Source organism: Mycobacterium sp. IEC1808 (genome assembly GCF_002101935.1).
In the GTDB taxonomy this organism is placed as follows: domain Bacteria; phylum Actinomycetota; class Actinomycetes; order Mycobacteriales; family Mycobacteriaceae; genus Mycobacterium.
The window spans coordinates 146,256-169,659 of record NZ_LQPV01000062.1; the positions used below are offsets into that span (position 1 = coordinate 146,256).

Here is a 23,404-nt window from a genome sequence, read left to right on the forward strand (position 1 = left end):
ATACAGTTGGGCAGTTAGAACCGGGTTGGCAGTGAGCGAGAAGAGGATTTCCATGACTATCGTCGATCGGTTGCGCTACGACGGCAAGCGCGCACTCGTTGTTGGCGGCGCGACGGGCATGGGCGCCGCGGCGGCCAAGTCGGCGGCCGAACTCGGCGCCGAGGTCATCGTGCTGGACTACGCCCCCGTCGGCTACGACGTCGCCCAGTCGGTGCAGGTCGACCTGCGCGACCCCGCGTCGATCGACGCCGCGCTCGCGCAGGTGGACGGTCCCATCCACGCGCTCTTCTCGGCGGCCGGCATCGCCGAGGGCACGACCGACCTGATGGCGATCAATTTCATCGGCCACCGGTACGTCATCGACCGCCTGCTCGAGAAGAACCAGCTTCCGTCGGGCTCGGCGATCTGCTTCATCTCCTCGGTGGCCGGCATGGGCTGGGAGAACGACCTGGAACTGCTGACGGAGTTCCTCGCCAACGCGGACTTCGCGTCGGCGCAGGAGTGGGTGAAAGCGCACGAATCCGAGGGCATCATCCACTACGGCTTTTCCAAGAAGGCCGTCAACGCCTACGTCGCGACCCAGGGTTACCCGCTGCTGAAGAAGGGCATCCGGATCAACGCCATCTGCCCGGGCCCCACCGACACCCCGCTGGCGCAGGCCAACGCCGACCTCTGGCTGACGTTCGCGCAGGACTACCGCGACGAGACCGGCTCCAAGGTCCACACCCCGGAGCAGATGGGTGACGTGATGGCGTTCCTGAACAGCGCCGCCGCGTTCGGCATCAACGGGATCACCCTGTTGGTGGACTACGGGCACACGATGGCGTCGCTGACCGGCGCCTACCCGCCCGGCAAGCCGATCATCGACCTGATCATGGGCCGGGTGAAGCTGTAGTGGCGATCGCGAGCGCGGCGTAGCCGGGCGAAGCGAGTCGCCACCATCGCGACTAGGGGCGCTACCGTCGGGGACATGGCACGAGTCATCGTCATCGGCGGTCACGGCAAGGTCGCCCTGCAGCTGGCCCGCATCCTGACCGAGCGTGGCGACGACGTGACTTCGGTCTTCCGCAACCCCGACCACAGCGACGACGTTGCCGCAACCGGCGCCGCCCCGGTGGTGGCCGACATCGAGCGACTGGACACCGGCGCACTCGCCGGCCTGCTGGCGGGTCACGACGCGGTCGTGTTCTCCGCCGGCGCAGGCGGCGGCAACCCGGCCCGCACCTACGCCGTCGATCGCGACGCCGCGATCCGAGTGATCGATGCCGCCGCGCGGACCGGCGTCAGGCGGTTCGTGATGGTGTCCTACTTCGGCGCGGGCCCGGATCACGGTGTGCCGAGCGAGAATTCGTTTTTCCCGTACGCGGAGGCCAAGGCCGCCGCGGACGCGCACCTGCGCGCCAGCGACCTGGACTGGACGGTGCTGGGGCCGGGCCACCTCACCCTGGAACCGCCGACCGGGCGCATCGTCATCGGCAAGGGGAAAGGCGAGGTCTCCCGGGCTGACGTCGCGCTCGTGGTGGCCGCGTCGCTGCACGACGACTCGACCATCGGCCGCACCATCGAATTCAACAACGGCGCCGGGGGGAACGGCGTCCCCATCGCCGAAGCACTCGCTGACCAGTAAACTCCGCTGCGCACGGAGCTTCGGGGGGACGGATTCGCTGTTAGGCACGGGAGGACAGGGCGCGTGAACCTTGCCGACTGCCCGGTCTTTCCCGCCGAGGCGGGAGCCGCCCTGAGCACGGACCGCGGCGTGGGTTGGCGCCTGGCGCGACAAGCCGGCCCGGTTTTGCGAGACCCGACGGGCAATTGGGTGTTCGTCGTCGGGCGGGATGAGGTGTTGGCGCATCTCGACGATGCGCGGCTGGACCGCGCCCGCGCGCTTCCCGAGAGCGATCTCGACGTTCACCAACGGCTGTTCGCGCCGAAAGCTGCTCATGACATTGCTGCGGCGTTCCGCCCGACCGCCGCCGCGCTGATCGATCGTTTCGCCGCCGCCGGTGGCGGTGACGCGGTGGCCGAGGTGACCGCTCCGATGGCCGACGCCCTTTTCGACATCGTGGCGCGCCTGCGGCTGCTGCCCGCGGAGCACCTGGCCGGGCAGTCCGGCCACGTCTTCGCCGAAGCGTGCCGCAACCTGTTCAAACACGCCGGCTGGCATCTACTCGTGTTGGCGGGCGACCCCGAATTGTGCGACACGCTTCGAGGCCGACCCGAGCTGATCCGTGAGTTCGTCGAAGAGATCCTGCGGTTGGAGCCGATGGTGCAGGGCTGCCAACGTTTCACCACTCAGCCGATGACCGTCGCCGGGGTGGACATGCCACCCGGCGTGGTGGTGATGTTGTGCATCGCCGCCGTGCAGCGGGACGGCAGCGACGCCATGTCCACCGATGATCTCGTGATTGGCGTTAGGGCGCACCGGCATTGGAGTCTGGGTGCGGGATCGATGCGTTGCCGTGGCGGGCACATCGTCCGGCAGGTGTTGCGCGTGCTGGTCGAGGAGTGGCTCGAGCGGGCCGGGCATCTCGGGCCCGCCCCGGGTTTCCGGCCGACGGCCGGATTCCCGAACACCGAGAACTCGTTGTGGCTGCCGAAGCTGCCGCTGGTTGCGAGGGCCTTGTAGACTCCGCTGCGCAGCTGGTTTGCCGTCGCCGCAACCGTGGCGCCGGCATCGAGCGACGCATGTTAGGCATGCATCGCGAGAGGGAACCCGGTGGGAGTCCGGGACTGTCCCGCAGCGGTGAGCAGGAACGACCGCCGTCAAACGCACTGATCGAAAGATCGGGAAGCGACGGCCACTAGGAGCACCACCCGGTGCGCGCCTGCGAGTCCGAAGACCTGCCGGCTGTGCCGGGCGCGCCGCGTCCGGCGGCTCATCGCCTCGTGGAATGGGCGTTTGGTCGTTGCCGTTGCGGCTTGTGTGCCGCGACGGGCTCGGCTGTTGCGTCCGCCGGCGGTGATCCACCCGTCGAGTGTTAGGACGAAATGTGACCTCCTCTCAACCATTCACCGCCACCGTTACCGGCTCCCCGCGCATCGGCCCGAAGCGCGAACTCAAACGCGCGACCGAGGGTTATTGGGCCGGACGCACCAGCCGATCGGACTTGGAATCCGTCGCCGCTTCCCTGCGCCGCGATATGTGGTCCCAGCTCGCGTCCGCCGGCCTCGACTCGGTGCCGGTGAACACCTTCTCCTACTACGACCAGATGCTCGACACGGCCGTCATGCTCGGCGCGCTGCCGGCTCGGGCCGGCGAAGTCCCCGACGAACTGGACCGCTATTTCGCCCTCGCCCGCGGCAACGACGACATCGCGCCGCTGGAGATGACGAAGTGGTTCGACACCAACTACCACTACCTGGTCCCCGAGATCGAGCCCGCGACCCGGTTCGCGCTGAACCCCGACAAGGTGCTCTCGGAGCTGAAAGAGGCGTTAGCGCAAGGCATTCCCGCTCGGCCGGTGGTCATCGGTCCGGTCACGTTCCTGCTGTTGAGCAAGGGCATCAACGGCGGTGGTGCGCCGATCGAGCGGCTGCGGGAACTGCTGCCGATCTACTCCGAGCTGCTCTCGCTGCTCGCCGAGCACGGCGCCCAGTGGGTGCAGTTCGACGAGCCGGCCCTGGTGACCGACATCTCCCCCGACGCGCCCGCGTTGGCCGAGGCCGTCTACACCGCGCTCGGCTCGGTGAGGGACCGGCCCGCGATCCACGTCGCCACCTACTTCGGCGACCCCGGCGCGGCCCTGGCGGGCCTGGCCCGCACGCCCGTCGAAGCCATCGGCGTCGACCTGGTGGCCGGTGCCGGCACCGCGGTGGCGGGCATTCCGGAACTGTCTGGCAAGCTGCTGGTGGCCGGCGTCGTCGACGGACGCAACGTCTGGCGCACGGACCTGGAGTCGGCGCTGGCCAAGCTGACCGCCCTGCTGGGTTCGGCTGGCAGCGTGGCGGTTTCGACGTCGTGCTCCACCATGCACGTGCCGTATTCGCTGGAGCCCGAAACGGGGCTGGACGACAACCTGCGCAGCTGGCTGGCGTTCGGGGCCGAAAAGGTAAGCGAGGTCGTCACTCTCGCGCGCGCCCTGTGTGACGGGCGCGACGCCGTCACGGACGAGATCGCGGCGTCCAACGCCGCCGTCGCCTCCCGTCGCAGCGATCCGCGGCTGCACAACGCCGGGGTCCGCGCCCGGATCGACGAGATCATCGCGTCGGGCACGCACCGCGGCGACGCGGCCGAACGCCGCGCCAGCCAGGAGGCGCGGCTGCACCTGCCGCCGCTGCCGACCACGACGATCGGCTCGTACCCGCAGACGTCGGCGATCCGCAAGGCGCGCGCGGCATTTCGGGCCGGCGAGATCGACGAGGCCGAGTACGTCGCCAAGATGCGCAAGGAGATCGCCGACGTCATCGCGCTGCAGGAGCAACTGGGCCTGGACGTGCTGGTGCACGGCGAGCCCGAGCGCAACGACATGGTGCAGTACTTCGCCGAGCAGCTGGAGGGCTTCTTCGCCACGCAGAACGGCTGGGTGCAGTCCTACGGCAGCCGCTGCGTGCGGCCGCCGATCCTCTACGGCGACGTCGCGCGGCCCCACCCGATGACCGTCGAGTGGATCCGCTACGCCCAGTCACTCACCGACAAGCCGGTGAAGGGCATGTTGACCGGGCCGGTCACGATCTTGGCCTGGTCGTTCGTGCGCGACGACCAGCCGCTGGCCGACACCGCCAACCAGGTGGCGCTGGCCATCCGCGACGAGACGGTGGACCTGCAGGACGCGGGCATCGCGGTGATCCAGGTCGACGAGCCGGCGCTGCGCGAGCTGCTCCCGCTGCGCCGCGCCCAGCAGGAGGACTACTTGCGTTGGGCGGTGGCGGCTTTCCGGCTGGCGACCTCCGGCGTGGCCGACTCGACGCAGATCCACACCCACCTGTGCTACTCAGAATTCGGTGAGGTGATCGGCGCCATCGCCGACCTGGACGCCGACGTCACGTCGCTCGAGGCGGCCCGCTCGCACATGGAGGTGCTGGACGACCTGAACTCGGTCGGCTTCGCCAACAGCGTGGGCCCGGGCGTCTACGACATCCACTCACCGCGGGTGCCGAGCGCGGGCGAGATGGCCGAGTCACTGCGGGCGGCGCTGAGAGCAGTACCGCCGCAACGGCTTTGGGTCAACCCGGACTGCGGGCTGAAGACCCGCAACCCCGACGAGGTGACCGCGTCGCTGCGGAACATGGTCGCCGCGGCCCGGGAGGTCCGGGCGGATACGTGACCCCCGAACGTCACGCTGGCGTGGCTCTCGACGCCGAGCGTCACTCTGGCGTGACGCTCGTCGGCTCGTCGAGGCTCGGCGTCGCCCGGCCCGAGCGTCACTCCGGCGTGACGTTCGGCGCCGGCTCCGACAGCACCTGGACCGGCACGTCGTCGGCCCAGGGCTGGCGGGTCACCATGTCGGCGACGCGCACGATGCCCCGCTCGAACTCGCCGGTGGCCGCGTCCACCAGCCGGTAGGCCTGGGTCTGCTTGTGGATCGGCTGCGCGTCGAGCAGCACGACCCGCACCTCACCGGGCGCGAAGTGGCAGCGCTGCTGCATGGCGGTGATGAGTTGCTCGTTGTGCATGTGCCCGTCACCGAAGTTCCAGCCGATGGCGGTGCTGCAGATCCGCTCGCCGTCGGTGATGATGTAGTCGTCCTCGTTCTGGCCGGCCATGGCGCGGTGCGCCAGCGTGAACAGGGCCCGGCCGTGCGTGTTGAACCCGCGGAACGCGTACCCCATGTAGATGGGGATCTGGGCCGCTTCCGGGCTGCCGTAGAAGCGCTCCAGCTGTGCCTGCGGCATGCTGGCGATCGCCACGATGCCCCGGCCGATCTTGTCGTTGGCCGACGGTTTCATGCACCACAGCGTGGTGTCCCAGTTGCCGGCGTAGTAGCGCATGCCCGGCAGGAACGAGATCTTGCGCGGGAACAGGTTGCCCAGCACCACGATTCCCGCGATGACGACGAACAGGATCGCCACCGCCACGGGGTGTTTCAGGTCCGCCAACCCCAGCCGGGCGTGCGCGACGAACAACGACAGCACGCCGAAGATCATGAAGACGTTCCACTCCAGCGGCACGCCCATCGGTATGGACAACAGGATCCCCAGATGGAAGCAGACCATGACGAACGCCGCCACGGTCGTCGGCCAGCCGCCGTGGCAGAAGAACAGCGGCAGCGGCACCAACATCTCGATCGCCGTGCTCACGTGGGCCAGGAACCGGGACAGCCGCCCCGGCCGCAGGTCCTCGGGGAACTTCTCGAAGAACTGCCGCTTCAGCCAGCGGGGCCGCACCAGCGGGTTGTTGGACATCATCGTGGAGATCACGAACGGGAAGTGCTTGTTGAGCTTCGACGTCGCCGCGCCCATCCAGATGACCAGGAACACCACCTTGGACCCGACGATCATGTCGGCCCCGCCGAAGAGGAAGGTCACGGCCATCGCCGCGTACACCTCGCCGCGGGCGGCCAGGAAGATCACCTTGTCGCGCAGCCCCGCCGCCGCGAGGATCAGCAGGATCACCACGATGCGCCAGGTCGGCAGCAGCCCGACGCTGGTACCCAGTTCCGGCACCGGGCCGGTCCCGTCGACGAACAGAGTCCACAGCGTCATCACCAGCAGCGCCGCATAGAGGAAGACGTCCACCGGTTTGCGGGTCGTGCCGCGGGTCAGCGGGACGCGATCCGGCCACGGTGGTAGCCGGATCGTGCCGAACCGCATCCAGTACAGGATCGAGCCCATGGGCGGGAAGAACCGGTTGTTCAACGGCCCGAAGCCGCAGCCTAGCCCGATCACCTCGAACAGCATCGTGTAGAGCACGACCTTCTCGAAGACGATCGGCTCGGACCACCAGTGCGCGACGTTGGTGAACCCGCCGAGTCCCTTGGTGGCCGAGGCGAACAGCCATCCGAAGAGGATGTAGAGCAGGATCTTCAGCACGTAGAACAGGTGCAGCGCGACCGGCGTGCCGAAGCCCACCTCGGCCCAGTGCCGGGCCATCGGACGGATCTTCTCGCTGCGGGTGCCCTTGTTCCATTCCTCCATGTCGAGCTGGGGCAGCTCGGGCTTGAGAAATCCCATGGTTTGACAGGTTAGAACGCGTTCTAGGCGTATGGCTTGGGTAGGGGCAAAGAATCTTTTGCCCGCAAGTTAACCGGCGGATACCGTGAAGTCGCTAGGAGAACTCCACCATGAGCAGACTTCGATACGTCGTCGCGGCGGTGATGGTTGCCTCCGCACCGATCGCCGGCGTCGGTGTGGCCCGGGCCGACGCGCCCGCGCCGGGTGATTCCTGCACCGTGTTGCACGCCACCACCACCGACGCCAACGGCCGCACGATGTGGTGCAACCCCACCATGACCGGCGCCCATTCGCTGGTGTGGCAGTACGGTGGGCCCGCCACGCCTTAGCCGGGTTCGAGTGTGAGCTGACGGCTTTTCAGTCTGCGCTCACGGCGACGACACGCCGCGCGGTTACGCCGCAATGCAACTCAGCCGAAGATCCCCGGCGGGATCGTCGGCGCTGCATCCAGCACCGCTGGGTCGATCACGATATTCAGCGCATCCACCGACTCGAGGTCGGCCAGCGATTCGACGGCGGACAGGAACCTGCGCTGCTCGGCCGGATCGACGATCTCGTCGGCGAGCTCGGTGAACTTGCCCACGTACTGCGGGCGCCGAAACGGCCGGGCGCCCAACGGGTGGGCGTCGGCCACGGCCAGCTCGTCGCAGATCACCTCGCCGGTCTTGAGCGTTACCTCGGCGCGGGCCCCGAACGCCTGCTCGGCCGGGTCGGTCGAGTGGTAGCGGCGGGTCCATTCCGGGTCCTCGACGGTGGAGATCTTGCGCCACAGTTCGACGGTGTCGCGCCGGTGGGACCGTTCCGGGGCGTAGGAGCGCTCGTGGTGCCACGTGCCGTCCTGCAACGCGACGGCAAAGATGTAGGGCAGCGAGTGATCCAGCGTCTCCCGTGACGCGTCGGGGTCGAACTTCTGGGGATCGCCGGATCCCGTCCCGATCACCACGTGGGTGTGGTGGCTCGTGCGCAGCACGATCGCCGCGACCCGGTCCAGGTCGCCGATCCGGGAACGCATCCGCCGGGCCAGGTCGATCGGTGCCTGGCTCTGGTATTCCGCCGAGTGCTCCTTGGTGTAGCTGTCCAGGATCGCGCGCTTGGGTTCGCCGGGGGACGGCAACGGCACGCGGTACGCGCGCTCGAACCCGCCCAGCAGCCGGGCGATCACCCCGTCCTCACCCTCCCAGATCGGGGCCGGCGACCGCTCGCCGCGCATCGCCCGGTCGACCGCCTCGATAGCGACCTTCCCGGCATGCGCCGGGGCGAACGCCTTCCAGCTGGAAATCGTGCCCTTGCGCGATTGGCGGGTGCTGGTGGTCAGGTGCAGCGCCTGACCGATCGCCTGGTAGATCGTCTCGGTTTCTAACCGAAGCAGGGTGCCGAGGCCGGCGGCCACCGCGGGTCCCAGATGCGCGACGTGGTCAATCTTGTGCTCGTGCAGGCAGATTCCGCGGGCCAGGTCGATCTGCACCTCGTAGGCGGTGGCCACGCCGCGGATCAGGTCGTCGCCTCCCACGCCGAGCTGCTGCGCCACGGCGATGAGCGGGGGGATGGTGTCGCCGGGATGGGAGTACTCGGCGGCCAGAAACGTGTCGTGGAAGTCGAGCTCGCGGACCGCGACGCCGTTGGCCCACGCCGCCCATTCCGCCGAGTAGGCGCCGCGGGAACTGGGGACGCCAAAGACCCGCGCGCCCCGTTGGGCGCGATGCGCCAGCGCCTGCCGGCGGGCCACCGTGACGGGCCTGCGCAGCACGGCCGCAGCGCTGACGGCGGCGTTGTCGATGATGCGGTTGGCCACCATCTCCGCCGTTTCCGGCTCTACGGGTACCGGGTCGGCCGCGACCTGGGCGATCTTGGCGGCCAGGTGTTCCCCGCGCGGGAAGTCGTCGGAGCTGCGCCGCGCCCGGACCGTGTGCACCAGCATGACCAATGAGTACGTGACGGCGCAGCCCACGACAAATGGAGTACTCCGGTACTCAATCCCGACCGGTCGCACCATCGGATGCTGATCGGGTGACCGATGATCTCAGCGACCGCGAAGCCGCGCTGCGTCGATTGCCGGTGCCGTACTCGCTGGCACTGCGACTGCGCGAGGCGGGCGTGGCGCGCGAGGTCATCGGCGAATACGTCGGCGTCGAGGACTCTTCCCTGGACGGCTTTTACCGGATCGCCGAACAGAAGCTCACCGCGCTGCAGCAGCAACGCGAGCCCGAACTCGAGAAAGGGATCCGCAATGCAGGTATTGGGTGAGCGCGCGGTCGTTTTGGGGGCGAGCATGGGCGGACTGCTCGCCGCGAGGGTGCTGGCCGATTTCTTCGAGACCGTCACGGTGTTCGAGCGGGACGAGCTAACCAACGATCCCGTCAACAGGCGGGGGGTGCCGCAGGGTCGGCACGTTCACGCGCTCCTGCCGCGCGGCGCTCGTGTCCTGGACGAGCTTTTCCCCGGGCTCCTCGACGAGCTGCTTGCGGCGGGCGCGCCAGTTTGGAACGACGGCGACCTGTCCAAGGCGTACCTGTCCTACAGCGGCCACCGGATGTTGTCGTCCGGAGTCGTAACCGGTGATTACACGGAAATGGCCCTGTACATGCCGAGCCGGCCGCTCTTGGAGTGCCACGTTCGGCGGCGCCTGCGGCGGCTTGGCAACGTGACGATCCATGCCGGCCACGACGTCAGCGAACTGACGGCGGCCGCGGACCGCGGTCGCATCACCGGGGTGCGGGTGGTGGACCGCGCCGGCGGCGCCCCACAGGAATTTGCGGCGGACCTGGTCATGGACGCCATGGGGCGCGGGGCCCACACGCCGGCTCTGCTCGAGAACCTCGGCTACGGGCGACCGGCCGAGGACCACATCATCATGCATACGACCTACGTCAGCCAACCGCTGCGGATCCCGCCCGGCACCCTGAGGGAAAAGATGGCCGTCATCAGCCCCGCGCCGGGCCGGCCAAGGGGCATGTTCTTGGTTGGCTACGAGCGCGACACCTGGATATTCACGGTCTACGCGCTGGCCGGGCATGAGCCGCCGCGCGATCTGCCCGGGATGCTGTCGTACGCCGAGGATTACGGCCCGGCTCACTTGCTCGCGGCCGTGCGCGCCGGCGAACCGCTGGGGCCGGTGGTGCAGCATCGGATGCCGTCCAGCCAGTGGCGGCGCTACGACAAGATGCGGCGACTCCCCGACGGCCTGCTGGCCTGCGGTGACGCGATATGCAGCTTCAATCCGATCTACGGGCAGGGAATGACGGTGGCGGCGCTGGACGCCGTGGCGCTGCGGGACTGCCTGCGGCGCGGCGTTAGGGACCTGCCCCGCCGGTACTTTCGCGACACGGCCAAAACGATCGGCCAGGCCTGGCGGACCGGGGCGACCTCCGACCTGACGTTCCCGGAGGTCCGAGGGCGAAGGACGCCGTCGATGCGCATCACCAACCGGCTGGTGGAAAGCGTGCTGGCGGCATCCGAGTCCGACACCATGGTCGGCACCCAGTTCTTCAGAGTGACCGGGCTGCTCGATCCCCCGACCCGGCTGCTTCGTCCGTCGTTCCTCTACCGGGTCGCAACCGTCAATCGGCGCGGCGCACAACGACATTCGCTGTCCGGGGTTGTCGATCGCACCGATACCCCATTCGCAAGTATCCAGGAATAAGGAGCGCCGTCATGACCGCGATCGACGAAATCACGAGCCTTCGCCAGCGCCGCGAAGAAATCATCATGCAACACGCCGAGGCGGAAAACCGGCACGACATCGAGGCGACCATCGCCACATTCCACCGCCCGCGTTACGAGGTGAACGGGCAAGCCAGCGATGGCGAGTCCGCCGTCCGAGAATTGCTGCAGGGCTTGATGTCCGCGTTGCCGGATCTGCACGCCGAGGTCGGCAGGCTGCGCCATGCCGACGACGCGGTATTCGGCGAGACGGTTATCACCGGCACCCACGGCGGGGAATGGGCGGGCATCCCGGCCACCGGACGCCGCGTAGAAATTCCGGTTGCCGGAATCTTCGAGTTCGACGGGGACAAACTGCTGTGCGAAAAGGTCTACATGGACTTCGCCATGCTGCTGACTCAGATCGGTGTGCTACCTGAATTCAGCTGAGTAGCAGCGGGAAAGCGAAAAGGAGGATAGCGATGTCGGCCGTAATCGCCGTTCCCGAGGCAATGTCCTCGGCCGCAACGGATTTGGCAAAGATTGCTTTGAATCTCAACGCGGCCCATGCGGTGGCGGCGACGCCGACCGTGGCGGTGCTGCCGCCCGCCGCGGACGAAATCTCGACGGGTGTCGCGCAGCTGTTCGCCGAGCACGCACAGGGATATCAGGCGCTGGCCGGGCAGGCCGCGGCATTCCACGATCAGTTCGTGCAGCACCTGACCGCGGGCGCGAGCGCGTACGCCACCGGCGAGGCCGCCAACGCCGCGTTGTTGGCGCCAATCACCGATATTGCGGGGTCTATCGGTGCCATCGGGGGTTTGCCGGGCCAGGCGATCGGCTTGTTCAATAGCGTCGGGAGCCAGCTACTCAATACGATCGCCACCTTCCGTGGTGCGTTCGTCGCGACATTGGCGCCCTTTTTGGCAGTTACCGCATTCATCGCGATTATCGCGATAATCGTGGCGGCCGTGCTGATATTCCAGCTACTCAATGGGGCAGGGTTTAAGTGGCTCCTCGGCTCGTGGTGACGGGATGCCGACCTCGGCTGCAGGAGCCCCAAGAGTTTTAAAGCAAATGGTTGAAATTCGCCGCGGCCTTGGCCCGGTGTTCCTATGCTGTCCCGATGCGTTTGTCCTGGCCCCTAACTGGGCGCGCCGAGGAGTTGCGGAGCATCGGGACCGCGATTGCGGATCCTGACTCTGCAGGCATCCTCGTGTGCGGCGCCGCGGGCGTCGGCAAGAGCCGAGTCGCCCGGGAAGCGCTTGCCGCGGCTACGTCGCGGGGCTGCGTCGTCCGTTGGGTAGTGGGCACCACCGCGGGCCGGTTATTACCCTTCGGCGCACTCTCGTCATGGACGACGCCGGCCGGCGTCGACAGCCTCCAACTGGTCCGCGCGGTGATCGAGGAGCTCACCGCCGCCCCGAACGGCGCCCCAGTGGTCATCGGTGTCGACGACGCGCATCTGCTCGATGACCTTTCGACGTTCGCGCTGCAGCAGATCGTCCAGCGGGCCGCCGCGAAACTCGTCCTGACGGCTCGCAGCGGTGAACCGATCCCCCCGGCGACGCAGGAACTGTGGACGGGAAGCGCGTTCGACCGACTCGACGTCCAGCCGCTGTCGGAGGATGAGACCACCGCGCTGGTGTCGACCGCCCTCGGTGGTCCGCTGGATCCGCATGCGGCCGAATGGTTGTGGAGGCTGACCCGCGGTAATCCGTTGTATCTGCGCAACATCGTCGAACGCGAATTCGCCGACGGCCGACTGGTGGCCGAGCGTGGTTGCTGGCACTGGACCGGCGAACCGGTGCTGCCGCCGAGCTTGCTCGAGTTGGTCGACTCGCGGATCGGCGCGGTCCCGCCCGCCGTCAGCGACGTCGTCGACCTGCTCGCCGTCGGTGAACCAATCGAGTTGGGTTCACTGGCGCGAATAACCGATGCCGCGGCGGTCGAGGAGGCCGACCTGCGCAGCCTCGTCACTCTGGAAACCGTCGAAGACCGGACACAGGTGCGGCTCGCTCATCCCCTTTACGCCGAGGTGCGCCGGCAACGCACCGCCCCGACGAGGCTCCGCCGCTTGCGGGGCCTCGTCGCCGCCGAACTCGGTTCATCGGAGTGGTGCGATGACATGCGAACGGTGGTGCGCCGGGCGGCGTTAAGCCTGGACTCCGATCTGCCGCCCGACGCCGATCTGCTCCTCCGCGCGGCGCAGGGTGCCGTGTGGCTCGCCGACCTGCCTCTGGCGGACAGGCTGGCGGAGGCCGCCATCCGCTCCGGCGCGGGCCCGGAAGCGAACTTCGTTCGTGCGCACGCGCTTTCATGGCTCAGTCGCGGCCAGGAAGCCGACGATTTCCTTGCGGACATACCGCTGGCGCAGCTCGATGACCTGAACCGGTCCCGCCGCGCTTGCCTGCGCGCCGTCAACATGTTGTGGTCACTGGCGGACGGCGACGGCGCCAAACAGCACATCGACGACGCCAGGGCCACCACCTCCCCGCGCGCCCAGGGAAGCCTTGACGCGGCCTGCACCATGTACTGGGCGGCGATGGGGCAGCCGGACAGGGCCATGGCATCGGCGCGGAACCTCGATATCGATCTCCTGCCCGCGGTCGTCGGGGCAGTGGCAAGTTGGGGGATTGTCGCCGCCGCGGGCGACATCGGTCGCGCCTCCGAGGCGGTGGCCGGCGCGGAGCGCGCGTACGCCATTGCGGTGCGCTCGTTCGACGCCGCCCACATGCGGTTCGTGATCGCCGATGTGCACCTGGGAGCACTCCTGCTTGCCGGCCGGATAAACGAGGCAACGTGCCTGGCCGAACACCTGGCTCAGGAGGCCGCCAACCTGCCTGGCGCCGCGTCGCTGATCAGCACCGCGTTGGCGGGCCGCGCCGCCCTCGGCGCCGGCCGCCTCGACGAGGCGAGCGGGCTGCTGCCGCCGGTCGTCGACACCTTGGTCGCCGTCGGCGAACAAAACGGCTTCACCTACCGGTACCGGTTGCCGATCGTCACCGCGCTGGCCACTCAAGGGCTCGGCGACGACGCCGCCGCCGCACTCGCCACGCTGGAGCGACACCGCCACCCCAGCTGGCGGTATTTGGACTACGAGCGCGGCCTCGCCAAGGCCTGGGTGGCCGCGTGTCAGGGTGCGGTCAGTGAAGCGATCGACATTGCGGTGTCGGTCGCCGAAATAGCCTGTGCCAACGGGCAATTCGCCGCAGAAGTGGTGTGCCTACAGACCGCCACCCAGTTCGGTGACACTCGGCGCGCGCCCCGACTGCGAGAGCTGGAAACCGTCGTGGAAGGTCCGCGCGCCGGTATAGCAGCGCGGTTCGCGGCCGCCCTGCACGCCGGCGACGGAGCCGAATTGGAAACGGTGTCAGTGGACTTCGAGGAGATCGGGGACGTCGTGGCGGCCCTCGACGCCGCCGCACACGCGGCGATCGCCTATCGCCGCGGCGACTTGCGGGGATCGGCGTTGAAGTGCTCGACCCGAGCGGACGCGCTGGCCGAAAAGTGCGGCGGCGCCCACACTCCGGCACTGCGCCAAGCCAGTGAGCGGCTGCCGCTCACCGATCGCGAGCGCGAAATCGTGATGCTGCTCGGGCAGGGGTTGTCCGGCCGAGCGGTTGCCGAGCGGCTGACCTTGTCCGTTCGTACCGTCGAGGGCCACATCTACCGCGCCATGGCCAAGACGGGCGCCGCCAGCCGCGACGAACTCGCGGGACTGTTGCGCCCAGATCGATCGAGTTGACAGTTGCGTTTGACGTGGCCGCTGATCGGCCGGGCGCAGGAAATGGCGGTCATCGAAGCCGCCATCGCCGAGTCGACGATGGCCGGGATCATCGTTTCCGGCGCGGCCGGCGTCGGAAAGAGCAGGGTGGCGCGGGAGGCGCTCGGGGCCGCGGCCTCGCGCGGGTGTGAAACTCGTTGGGCGGTAGGCACTTCGTCGGCGCAGTCACTGCCGCTCGGATCGTTCGCCGCATGGACGAACTCGCCGCGTCCCGACAACAGCCAGTTGGTTCACCTCGTCCGCGACGTGATCGAGTCGGTGACCGCGGCACCACCGCACGTCCCGGTGGCTGTCGCCATCGACGACGCGCATTTGCTCGATGACCTATCGGCCTTCGTCCTCCATCAGATCGTCCAGCGGCAAGCGGCCACGGTGGTATTGACGATTCGCAGCGGCGAGCCCGTTCCCGCCGCGGTGCAAGATGTGTGGCGCAGCGCCCAGTTCGAACGCCTTGACTTGCAGCCCCTTTCGGCCGATGAAACGGCAACCCTGTTGTCAGCGGCGCTGGACGGCCCGGTGGATCCAGACGCCGTCCAGCGCCTGTGGAAGCTCACCCGCGGCAACGCGCTGTATCTCCGCAACATCGTCGAGCACGAGGTGTCCGACGGGCGGTTGGCGCAATGGCACGGTTACTGGCGATGGAGTGGCGATCCGATCGTGCCGCCCAGCCTGGCCGAACTGATCGAGTCGCGGATCGGAACGCTTCCCGACGCGGTCGGCGACGTTGTGGACGCGCTCGCGGTTGGGGAGCCGATCGAGCTGGCGTCGTTGGCGCGAATCGCCGACCCGGCGGCGATCGAGGACGCTGACGTGCGTGGCTTGATCGCGCTCGGCAAAGTCGACGGGCGTCTCGAAGTTCGGCTCGCTCATCCCCTGTACGGCGAGCTGCGCCGGTATCGGGTCCCCTCGACCAGGCTGCGCCGGTTACGGGGCCGGGTAGCAGCGGAGCTGGCCGCGTCGGAAGATCGCGACGAGGTGCGAACACTGGTGCGACGAGCGGTATTAACCGTTGATTCCGATCTCAGACCAGACCCGGACTTGTTGGTCAGAGCCGCCGAAGGCGCCATGTTCCTGGCGGACGCGCCGTTGGCAGATCGGCTCGCGGCCAACGCCATTCGGGCAGGCGCGGGCGCGCCGGCGTACAACATCCGTTCGTTCGCGCTGGCATGGCAGGGCCGCGGTGAGGAGGCCGACGCCATGGTAGCCGCGACGCCCACCGAGGGTCTGACCGAGGCCGACAGGGTGTACCTGCTCGGCAATCGCGGGTTCAACAAGCTGTGGGGGCTCGCCGATCCGGAGGGGGCGAAGGAGCTTCTCGACGAAGCCGCGCGCATCGCAACGACGTCCACCCGCAGCTGGAGCGACGCCTACCTGACCGTCTACTGGGCATCGATGGGCCAGCCGGAAAAGGCACGGAATTCGGGCGATCGCGTCGATCTCGAGCGGCTGCCCGGGATCATCAGCTCGGCGGCAGCGTGGGCGCTGGTCGTGGCCAACGGGGATGCGGGGCGCGCCGCCGAGGCGGACAGGACCGCCGAAATCGGTTATGCGTACGCGCAACGCAGCGGGGTCGCCGCCCACATGAGACTCCTGATCGTCGACCGCCATGTCGGCGCGCTTCTGCAGTGCGGCCGGTTGGGTGAGGCGAATTCGTTGGCGCAGCGGGGGCGCGCGGAGACGGTGGACATTCCCGGCGTCGCTCAGCTGATCAGCACGGCGATCGCGGGCCGGGTCGCGGTCGGATCGGGCCGACTGGACGAAGCCAGGCCACTGTTGACGACCGTAGTCGAGTTCTTTGGCGGCGATTCCAACGGTCTTCGGTACCGATACCTGGTCCCGCTCACCACGGCGCTGGCGATGTGCGGCTCGACCGACGACGCGGTGGCCGCGCTCGGCGCCGTCGAAGCGGAACACCATCGGAGCTATGGATTCGTCGAATACGAGCGCCAACTGGCGCACGCCTGGGTGGCCGCATCCCAGGGCGAGGTCAGTGCAGCGATCAAGAGCGCGCGGTCCGCGGCCGAAATAGCTTGTGCCAATGGGCAATTCGCTGCGGAAGTGGTGTGTCTGCAGACCGCCACCCAGTTCGGTGACACCAGGTGTGCGCCTCGGCTACGCGACCTGGAGGCGATCGTGGAGGGCCCGCGCGTCGGCGTCGCGGCGCGGTTCGCGGCCGCCCTTCGGACCGGCGACGGGGCCGAGCTATTGGCGGTGTCAGAGCAATTCGAGCAAATCGGGGACTTGGTTGCCGCGGTTGACGCGGCCGCGCACGCGGCCATCGCCTATCGCAAGGGCGACTTGCGGGGATCGGCGCTGAAGTGTTCCGCCCGTGCGGACGCGCTGGCCGACAGGTGCGGCGGCGCCCGCACTCCGGCGCAACGCCAGGCCACCGAACGGTTGCCCTTCACCGATCGCGAGCGTGAAATCGTGATGCTGCTCGGGCAGGGGCTGTCCGGCCGAGCGGTTGCCGAGCGGCTGACACTGTCCGTCCGTACGGTCGAGGGGCACATCTACCGGGCGATGGCAAAAACTGGCGTAACCAGCCGCGACGAGCTCGCGGCCTTGCTACGCCAACATCGATCGGGTTGACGGGTCGCGGTCGCCTTTTCGTCAGATTTGCAACGCCGACCGCGGTTTGGTGCTGAGCTATCCCCGAAGGGAGGTGCAGCGTGTCCCGGTTCACGTCGTGGCTCGGCGAGCCCGATCACTACGACTGGATCACGGCCACGCTGCGCGAGCGCGGACTGCTTCGCGCGGCACAGGTGACCCTGGCTGTCATCTCCTCGGTATCGGCGCTGGTACCGGTGGCCACCATGCTCAGCACCCGTCGCCCGACGGCCGAGGTGGTGCTCGTCGACGCCGGCGCGGCGGTCTTCGTCGTCGCGCTGAGCGTCTACTGGTTGACACGGTGGCCCACGCGGGTTCAATCGGAGATCTTCGGAGTTATCGCCGCGACATGCATCGCGGGGTGGAGCCTGACCCAGCCAACCGCCGCCCTGGCGGCCGTCGGCTGCTGCGCCATGGCCATGAACAGCGGGTACGTCGCCCTTTTCCACAACAACAGATTGCTGGCGTTCAGCGCGAGCCTGGCAGGGATCGTCACCGTCGCGACCGCGGTGCACCTAGCCCGCGAGGTGGACGTCGGAACCGGGCTCGCCGCGTTCTGGGTGATCGCGATGCTCAACGTGTCGTTCCCCGTCGCGATGCGAGGGATGTCGCGGGCCATGGGAACCTACGCCGAACTCGCCGACGAAGACTCGCTGACCGGGCTGTTCAACCGCCGGGCGTTCATCGCCGCCCTCACCCGCAGACTCCGCGATCCGCACGCCGACGACACCCATCTGACCATCACCATGGTCGACCTGGATGCGTTCAAGCGCATCAACGACACCCTCGGCCACGCGGCGGGCGATCGCGCGTTGGTCGCCGTCGCCGAGGTGCTGCAACAGCAGGCGGCGCCGACGGCGGTGCTGTGCCGCGCGGGCGGCGAAGAGTTCCTCATCGCCACCGTCGGCCCGTCGCCGGACGCCGAGGCGATCTCGGCGGGATTGGGCGCGGCCATCGCCGCCCTTCCGCAGGGGCTGACCGCCAGCATCGGCACGGCCACCGCCGAGCTGTCCCCGATGGGAACCTCCGACATTCCCGGACTCATCGAAAAACTCATCGACGTCGCGGACAGCGCGATGTACACGGCCAAACGCCGCGGCGGCAATCAGGCCCATCATCTTTGACGCCAACCACCAAGCGCGACAAGGGCTTTGCGAGCCGCGGCGGTCAGACCCCGGGCCGGGCCGGTCGGCAGCCGCTGAATCGCCCGAGAAATCGGGGTGAACACGCTACTGCCGGCACTGCGATCGGTGTAGTTTGCTGCTGGGGCGGGCCGGGTGAAGGAGCCAGTCGTGTCGGACGTTGATTACTGCGTGGTCGGGGCCGGGTTCGCGGGTTTGACGGCCGCCCTGCGGCTGAAGCAAGCCGGTCGCTCGGTGGCCTTGCTGGAGGCGCGTGACCGGGTCGGCGGTCGCACGTTTACGGTCACCCGCGACGACGGCACCTGGATCGACCGCGGCGGCGCCTGGGTAGGGCCGGGCCAGGATCGCATCTACGCGATGATGCACGAGTTCGGCGTGCCCGAATACAAGCAGCACAACGACGGCGACGCGATGATGGTCCTCGACGGCAAGAAGCACCGCTACGGTGGCACCATCCCCTGGTCGATGAGCCCGTGGGCGGTCGCCAACCTCGGCGTCGGTCTGCTCTCGTTTGAGAATATGTGCAAATCGATTCCGCGCGAGGCGCCGTGGGAGGCGAAGAACGCCGCCGAGTGGGACCGCATCAGCCTGGGCGAATGGATCGACAAGAACACCATGTCCCAGCAGGCCCGCGAGATGCTGGACATGGCGCTGTCCGGCGTGTACACCTCGGCGGGGTCGGAGACGTCGCTGCTGTGGGCGCTGCTACAGATGGGCTCGGGCGGCGGGCCCACCTTCGTCATCTCGGGCAAGGGCGGCGCCCAGGACGCCCGGCCCGTCGGCGGGATGGGTGCCATCTACCGGCAGATCGCCGCCGAACTCGGTGACGCGCTGCACCTTTCGCGCCCCGTCCGGCAGATCACCCAGGACGACGGCGGCGTGACGGTCGCGGCCGACGGCTTGACGGTGCGGGCGCGGCGGGCCATTGTCGCGATCCCGCTTGCCATCGCCAGTTCGATTGTTTACGAACCGATGTTGCCGGTGGACCGGGCACTTCTGCACCAGCGCATGCCAAGTGGCGCCGTCATCAAGATCTCGATCATCTACGACGAGCCGTTCTGGCGTGCCGACGGATTGTGCGGCCAGTCGGCCGCGCCCGGGTCGCCGGCCACGCTCACCATCGACGCCTGCACGGACACCGCGGACCCCGGCATCATGTGCGTGATCACCGAGGGGGCGGCCGCGCGGCGACTGACAAAGATGGACGAGGCCGACCGGAAAGCGGCGGTGATCGCCGAGCTGGTCGATCGGTTCGGCGGCAAGGCCAAATCGCCGCTGGAATTCCACGAACAGAACTGGACCACCGAGCGCTACTCCGGTGGCGGCATGATCAGCCACGCCCCGACCGGCGTGCTGACCGAATTCGGCTACACCCTGCGGGAGCCCTGCGGCCGCGTGCACTGGGCAGGCACCGAGAGCTCGGCGATCATGTGCGGGTGGATAGACGGCGCGATCCGCTCGGGCGAGCGCGCGGCCGCCGAGGTGATGGCGACCGAAACCGCTACGGCCGCAGTCAGTTAGGCCTGCGATGGGACGCGGGCAGCACGCCGTTGTGCTACCCGCTCCTGGGGGCACTGGTCACGCCCAGCCGGCGCCCACTGCCGAATCAGTGCTGGCCATGTTGCTGCCCGCGGACTGAACCTTGGCGCCGTGGGCATTGGCCTGCTCGTAGATCACCTGGAAGTTGCGACCCAGCTGCGTGATGAACTCCTGGCAGGCCACCGATCCTGCGCCGCCCCAGAAATCCCCCGCCGCCAACACGTCTCGCACGATCGCCTGGTGTTCGGCCTCCAGCGACGCCGCCTGTGCCCGGATCAGCGCCCCGTGCGAATCCACGTCACCGAATTGGTAATTGATCGTCATTGCCAAATCTCCTAGCTGCTCAACGCTTGCTGCGAAGCCTGCTCTTGCTGCTCGTAGTTGTTGGCGTCGCGAACCAGCCCGTCGCGCACGCCCTGCAGCATGCTCACGATGTTGCGAAACGCCTGATTCATCTGTCCCATCGTGTCGTAGGACGTCGCCTGGGCCGCCCCACTCCAGCTCGTTCCCGAAATGTCTTGCGACGACGCCCACATGCGTCGCGCCTCGTCCTCGACCGTCTGCGCGTGCACCGAGAAACGGCTCGCCATTTCCCGCATCGCATACGGATCGGTCATAAACCGAGTAGCCACCGGTTTGCTCCTTTCAAGAAGTGATCAATCTCTTTGTGCCGCCGCGTCACACGCGGTGGCGGATCTCGACAGCCTTACCGCTCACCCCCGCCCTATCCGACCCCGACCCGCGGCACCACGCTGGGCCGCGACTGCACCACATGCGGACTGGCCCCGCCGCGGCCCAACATCCCACCCGCCGCTCCACCGCCCATGCCGCCCAGCGGCATCGGCATCATCGGCATGCCGCCCGCCGCAGGACCGACTCCCGCAGCGCCACCGGGGAGTTCGCCGCCCAGCCCCGACATGGCCGCGCTGACCATCCGCGCCGGCATCGACCCCTGCCACGTCGGGGGCACGGACATCGACCCCACCAGCCGCGCCTTGCCCAAACCGCCCGTCATCGCAGAACCCGCGCCCCCGCCGCCAAGTGGGGCCGCCACCGGAGCGGTGCTCCCGACGAACTTCGGGACGTCTGCCCCCACCGCAGCGTTGGCCAATCCCGCCGTGCCGGCGTTCGCCCCCTGCGCGAGCGACATGATCGGCGACATCAGCATGCTGACGGGCAAGGTCGCGACCTGGGCCAGCGACGACAGCGACGACAGCGGCGCCCCGGACACCAGTGATTGCACCGCGGCCACCAGGGCCGAAAGGGGATCAGCCGCCCCGCCGCCCTGCGCCGCCATTCCGGCCAGGTCCACCGGCGGCGCCGCGAACGGCGTCAACGACGACGCCACCGACATCGCCCCGGCGTGGTAGCCGGCCATCGCGGCGACGTCCTGGGCCCACATCTCCATGTAGTGGAACTCCGTGGCCGCGATCGCCGGAAAGTTCTGGCCCAGAAAGTTCGTCGCCACCAACGTCATCAGCTGCGCGCGGTTCGCCGCGACGGCGACCGGGTGCACGGTGGCCGTCTGCGCCGCCTCGAACGCCGTCGCCGCGGCCCGGGCCTGCGCCGCGGCGCCCTCCGCCTGGACCGCCGATCCGGCCAACCACGACACGTAGGGCGCGGCCGAGCCCGCCATCGCCTGCGACGCCGGGCCCGTCCACGGGCCGCCGATCAGCGCCGAGACAACGGAGGCGAACGACGACGCCGACGACCGCAAGTCGGCGGCCAGCCCGTCCCAGGCCGTCGCCGCCACGAACAGCGGACCCGCGCCCGCGCCGGCATACATTCGCGCCGAATTGATCTCCGGCGGCAACAACGAAAAGTCCGACATCACGGTCCCAACTATGCGAAGCGGCGAACGGAACTACGTCGGTCAAAACTCGTAGATCCGCGCAGTGCGGGGTCGTAGATCGCCATTCGGACATTCCCTAGTGGAAGAAGCCGGCCTGGGAGCTGCCATGGTTGAAGCCGCCGGAGCTGAAGTTGCCCAGGTTCGCGATGCCCGAGGAGAGCAGGCCCGCCAGCCCGATGCCGGTGACGTCGGCGCCCGCGTTGCCGATGCCCACCGCGAAGACGCCCGAGTTGTTGAAGCCCGCGTCGACGCCGCCGCCCGTGTTGTTGAAACCGGAGTTGAAGCCCGCGCCGGTGTTCATGAAGCCGGAGTTGTCGAAACCCCCGTTGAAGAACCCTGAACTCCCCGCGCCGGTGTTACCGAAGCCGGAGCTGGTGATACCGGTCGGGGTGATCGCGCTGAAGAAGCCGGTGTTGAGGTCGCCGGTGTTGAAGGCGCCCGTGTTGGTGTTCCCCGCGTTCGCCCATCCCGTGTTCAACATGCCGGTGTTGAAGTCGCCGGTGTTGTCGCCGCCCGTGTTGAAGCTGCCCGTGTTGTTGCCGCCGGAATTTCCGAAGCCGAAGTTGGAGCTGCCCGCATTCCCGGCGCCGAAGTTGAAGGATGCCCCGTTGCCGAAGCCGAAGTTCACCTCGCCAGCGTTGCCGAATCCGGTATTCGTGATGCCCGAGTTCCAGAACCCGGTGTTGGTGTCGCCCGCGTTGCCGAAGCCGAAATTGCCGCTGCCCGAGTTGAAGAAGCCCATGTTCCCGGTTCCCGAGTTGAAGAACCCGACATTTCCCGTCCCGGAGTTGCCGAAGCCGAGGTTGCCGCTGCCGGAGTTCAGCGCCCCGAAGCCGATCTGGTTGTCACCGGTGAGCCCGAAGCCGATGTCGTTGCTTCCGGTGTTCCCGAAGCCGAAGTCGTGGTTGCCGGTGTTGGCGGCGCCGACGTTGTTGTTTCCTCGGTTCCCGAAGCCCATGTTGGCCTGGCCGCGGTTCCCGCTGCCGACGTTGCCGCTACCGAGGTTGCCGTTGCCGAGGTTGCCGGAGCCGCTGTTGCCGTTGCCGAAGTTGCCATTGCCGGCGTTGCCGCTGCCGGCATTTCCGCTGCCGAGGTTGCCCATGCCCACGTTGGTGTTGCCGACGTTGCCGGCGCCCACGTTGGTGTTTCCGGCGTTTCCGGCGCCCAGGTTGAGGTTGCCGATGTTGCCCAGGCCGAGGTTGATGTTCGGCAGCGCGGCCTGGGCCAGCTGGGCGGCCACCGCCGTCGCCCCGCCGTGATAGCCCACCATCGCCGACACGTCCGTGGCCCACATCGCCTCGTACTGCGCCTCGGCCGCCGCGATCGCCGGGGCATTGAGCCCCAACAGGTTTGAGCGCACCAGCGAGACGAACTGGTTCCGGTTGGCCGCCACCGCCGCCGGATGCACCGACCCCGACACCGCCGCCTCAAACGCCGACGCCGCCGCCCGCGCCTGACCCGCCGCCTCCCGCGCTTGCGCCGCCGCCGCGCTCAACCACCCCACATACGGCATCGCCGCATCCGTCATCGCCACCGCCGCCGCACCCTGCCACGCCGCACCGGCCAACCCCGACGTCACCGCCCCGAAAGACGAAGCCGCCGAACCCAACTCACCCGCCAAACCCTCCCACGCCACCGCCGCATCCAACATCGGACCCGGCCCCGCACCCAAATACACCCGCGCCGAATTGATCTCCGGCGGCAACACCAAAAAACTCATCACACGTC

The 23,404-nt window shown here is 68.4% G+C and carries 19 protein-coding genes and 1 riboswitch; of the genes, 13 read left to right on the plus strand and 6 right to left on the minus strand.

Annotation, left to right across the window (positions count from 1 at the left end; translation table 11 throughout):
- Positions 1–52: 52 nt before the first annotated feature.
- From AWB92_RS24510 to metE, 4 genes are all read left to right on the plus strand, one after another.
- Entirely contained in the window at positions 53–895 is an 843-nt protein-coding gene (locus tag AWB92_RS24510; protein ID WP_085190275.1) for an SDR family oxidoreductase, read from the plus strand.
- A gap of 75 nt (positions 896–970) precedes the next feature.
- Complete coding sequence (locus AWB92_RS24515) at positions 971–1,627, plus strand: SDR family oxidoreductase (protein WP_085190277.1); 657 nt, start codon at positions 971–973, stop codon at positions 1,625–1,627.
- Between the two features lie 63 nt (positions 1,628–1,690).
- Positions 1,691–2,626, plus strand: coding sequence for a cytochrome P450 (locus tag AWB92_RS24520; RefSeq protein ID WP_085190279.1), 936 nt, complete (start codon positions 1,691–1,693; stop codon positions 2,624–2,626).
- A 47-nt stretch (positions 2,627–2,673) separates the two neighbouring features.
- A riboswitch (cobalamin riboswitch) is annotated at positions 2,674–2,864 on the plus strand.
- 126 nt (positions 2,865–2,990) lie between these two features.
- Positions 2,991–5,264, plus strand: a complete 2,274-nt coding sequence (gene metE, locus AWB92_RS24525) for a 5-methyltetrahydropteroyltriglutamate--homocysteine S-methyltransferase (RefSeq protein ID WP_085190281.1) — start codon at positions 2,991–2,993, stop codon at positions 5,262–5,264.
- 97 nt (positions 5,265–5,361) lie between these two features.
- Here metE and AWB92_RS24530 read toward each other — a convergent pair whose 3' ends face one another.
- On the minus strand, positions 5,362–7,110 hold the full coding sequence (locus tag AWB92_RS24530) for a DUF3556 domain-containing protein (protein WP_085190282.1): 1,749 nt from the start codon (positions 7,108–7,110) through the stop codon (positions 5,362–5,364).
- A 110-nt stretch (positions 7,111–7,220) separates the two neighbouring features.
- On the opposite strand from AWB92_RS24530, the gene AWB92_RS24535 reads away from it, so the two are divergent.
- Positions 7,221–7,439, plus strand: a complete 219-nt coding sequence (locus AWB92_RS24535; protein ID WP_142282295.1) for a hypothetical protein — start codon at positions 7,221–7,223, stop codon at positions 7,437–7,439.
- A gap of 80 nt (positions 7,440–7,519) precedes the next feature.
- Here AWB92_RS24535 and prpD read toward each other — a convergent pair whose 3' ends face one another.
- Complete coding sequence (prpD, locus tag AWB92_RS24540; protein ID WP_085190340.1) at positions 7,520–9,028, minus strand: 2-methylcitrate dehydratase PrpD; 1,509 nt, start codon at positions 9,026–9,028, stop codon at positions 7,520–7,522.
- An 89-nt stretch (positions 9,029–9,117) separates the two neighbouring features.
- On the opposite strand from prpD, the gene AWB92_RS24545 reads away from it, so the two are divergent.
- The 8 genes from AWB92_RS24545 to AWB92_RS24580 all read left to right on the plus strand — a co-directional run bounded on the left by AWB92_RS24545 (position 9,118) and on the right by AWB92_RS24580 (position 19,806).
- Positions 9,118–9,354 (plus strand): hypothetical protein, encoded by a 237-nt coding sequence (locus tag AWB92_RS24545; protein ID WP_068128487.1) that lies wholly within the window; start codon positions 9,118–9,120, stop codon positions 9,352–9,354.
- Positions 9,338–10,750, plus strand: a complete 1,413-nt coding sequence (locus AWB92_RS24550) for a 2-polyprenyl-6-methoxyphenol hydroxylase-like oxidoreductase (RefSeq protein WP_085190287.1) — start codon at positions 9,338–9,340, stop codon at positions 10,748–10,750. The genes AWB92_RS24545 and AWB92_RS24550 overlap by 17 nt, the downstream gene beginning before the upstream one ends.
- Before the next feature lie 11 nt (positions 10,751–10,761).
- Positions 10,762–11,199 (plus strand): ester cyclase, encoded by a 438-nt coding sequence (locus tag AWB92_RS24555; RefSeq protein WP_085190289.1) that lies wholly within the window; start codon positions 10,762–10,764, stop codon positions 11,197–11,199.
- A 32-nt stretch (positions 11,200–11,231) separates the two neighbouring features.
- On the plus strand, positions 11,232–11,780 hold the full coding sequence (locus AWB92_RS31170) for a PE family protein (RefSeq protein WP_085190291.1): 549 nt from the start codon (positions 11,232–11,234) through the stop codon (positions 11,778–11,780).
- A 95-nt stretch (positions 11,781–11,875) separates the two neighbouring features.
- Positions 11,876–14,497, plus strand: coding sequence for a LuxR family transcriptional regulator (locus AWB92_RS24565; protein WP_085190293.1), 2,622 nt, complete (start codon positions 11,876–11,878; stop codon positions 14,495–14,497).
- Positions 14,498–14,539: 42 nt separating this feature from the next.
- Entirely contained in the window at positions 14,540–17,125 is a 2,586-nt protein-coding gene (locus tag AWB92_RS24570) for a helix-turn-helix transcriptional regulator (RefSeq protein WP_173817480.1), read from the plus strand.
- 80 nt (positions 17,126–17,205) lie between these two features.
- The gene (locus AWB92_RS24575; protein ID WP_085190297.1) at positions 17,206–18,267 is read left to right on the plus strand and encodes a GGDEF domain-containing protein; all 1,062 of its coding nucleotides are present in this window, start codon (positions 17,206–17,208) and stop codon (positions 18,265–18,267) included.
- A 168-nt stretch (positions 18,268–18,435) separates the two neighbouring features.
- On the plus strand, positions 18,436–19,806 hold the full coding sequence (locus AWB92_RS24580) for an NAD(P)/FAD-dependent oxidoreductase (protein ID WP_085190342.1): 1,371 nt from the start codon (positions 18,436–18,438) through the stop codon (positions 19,804–19,806).
- Between the two features lie 57 nt (positions 19,807–19,863).
- Here the strand turns inward: AWB92_RS24580 and AWB92_RS24585 are convergent, their stop codons facing one another.
- The 4 genes from AWB92_RS24585 to AWB92_RS24600 all read right to left on the minus strand — a co-directional run bounded on the left by AWB92_RS24585 (position 19,864) and on the right by AWB92_RS24600 (position 23,396).
- Positions 19,864–20,148 (minus strand): WXG100 family type VII secretion target, encoded by a 285-nt coding sequence (locus AWB92_RS24585; protein WP_085190299.1) that lies wholly within the window; start codon positions 20,146–20,148, stop codon positions 19,864–19,866.
- Between the two features lie 11 nt (positions 20,149–20,159).
- Positions 20,160–20,456 carry a WXG100 family type VII secretion target gene (locus tag AWB92_RS24590; RefSeq protein WP_068108169.1) on the minus strand — a complete coding sequence of 99 codons (297 nt, stop codon included), beginning with the start codon at positions 20,454–20,456 and terminating at the stop codon, positions 20,160–20,162.
- Positions 20,457–20,548: 92 nt separating this feature from the next.
- Entirely contained in the window at positions 20,549–21,658 is a 1,110-nt protein-coding gene (locus tag AWB92_RS24595; protein WP_173817481.1) for a PPE family protein, read from the minus strand.
- Positions 21,659–21,752: 94 nt separating this feature from the next.
- Entirely contained in the window at positions 21,753–23,396 is a 1,644-nt protein-coding gene (locus tag AWB92_RS24600; protein ID WP_085190303.1) for a PPE family protein, read from the minus strand.
- Positions 23,397–23,404: the final 8 nt, after the last annotated feature.

Coding starts and splice junctions, on each gene's coding strand:
- AWB92_RS24515 (WP_085190277.1), top strand. CDS start 971: ATGGCACGAGTCATCGTCATCGGCGGTCACGGCAAGGTCGCCCTGCAG.
- AWB92_RS24555 (WP_085190289.1), top strand. CDS start 10,762: ATGACCGCGATCGACGAAATCACGAGCCTTCGCCAGCGCCGCGAAGAA.
- AWB92_RS24510 (WP_085190275.1), top strand. CDS start 53: ATGACTATCGTCGATCGGTTGCGCTACGACGGCAAGCGCGCACTCGTT.
- AWB92_RS24550 (WP_085190287.1), top strand. CDS start 9,338: ATGCAGGTATTGGGTGAGCGCGCGGTCGTTTTGGGGGCGAGCATGGGC.
- prpD (WP_085190340.1), bottom strand. CDS start 9,028: ATGCTGGTGCACACGGTCCGGGCGCGGCGCAGCTCCGACGACTTCCCG.
- AWB92_RS24585 (WP_085190299.1), bottom strand. CDS start 20,148: ATGACGATCAATTACCAATTCGGTGACGTGGATTCGCACGGGGCGCTG.
- AWB92_RS24535 (WP_142282295.1), top strand. CDS start 7,221: ATGAGCAGACTTCGATACGTCGTCGCGGCGGTGATGGTTGCCTCCGCA.
- AWB92_RS24530 (WP_085190282.1), bottom strand. CDS start 7,110: ATGGGATTTCTCAAGCCCGAGCTGCCCCAGCTCGACATGGAGGAATGG.
- AWB92_RS24570 (WP_173817480.1), top strand. CDS start 14,540: ATGGCGGTCATCGAAGCCGCCATCGCCGAGTCGACGATGGCCGGGATC.
- AWB92_RS24600 (WP_085190303.1), bottom strand. CDS start 23,396: ATGAGTTTTTTGGTGTTGCCGCCGGAGATCAATTCGGCGCGGGTGTAT.
- AWB92_RS24565 (WP_085190293.1), top strand. CDS start 11,876: ATGCGTTTGTCCTGGCCCCTAACTGGGCGCGCCGAGGAGTTGCGGAGC.
- AWB92_RS31170 (WP_085190291.1), top strand. CDS start 11,232: ATGTCGGCCGTAATCGCCGTTCCCGAGGCAATGTCCTCGGCCGCAACG.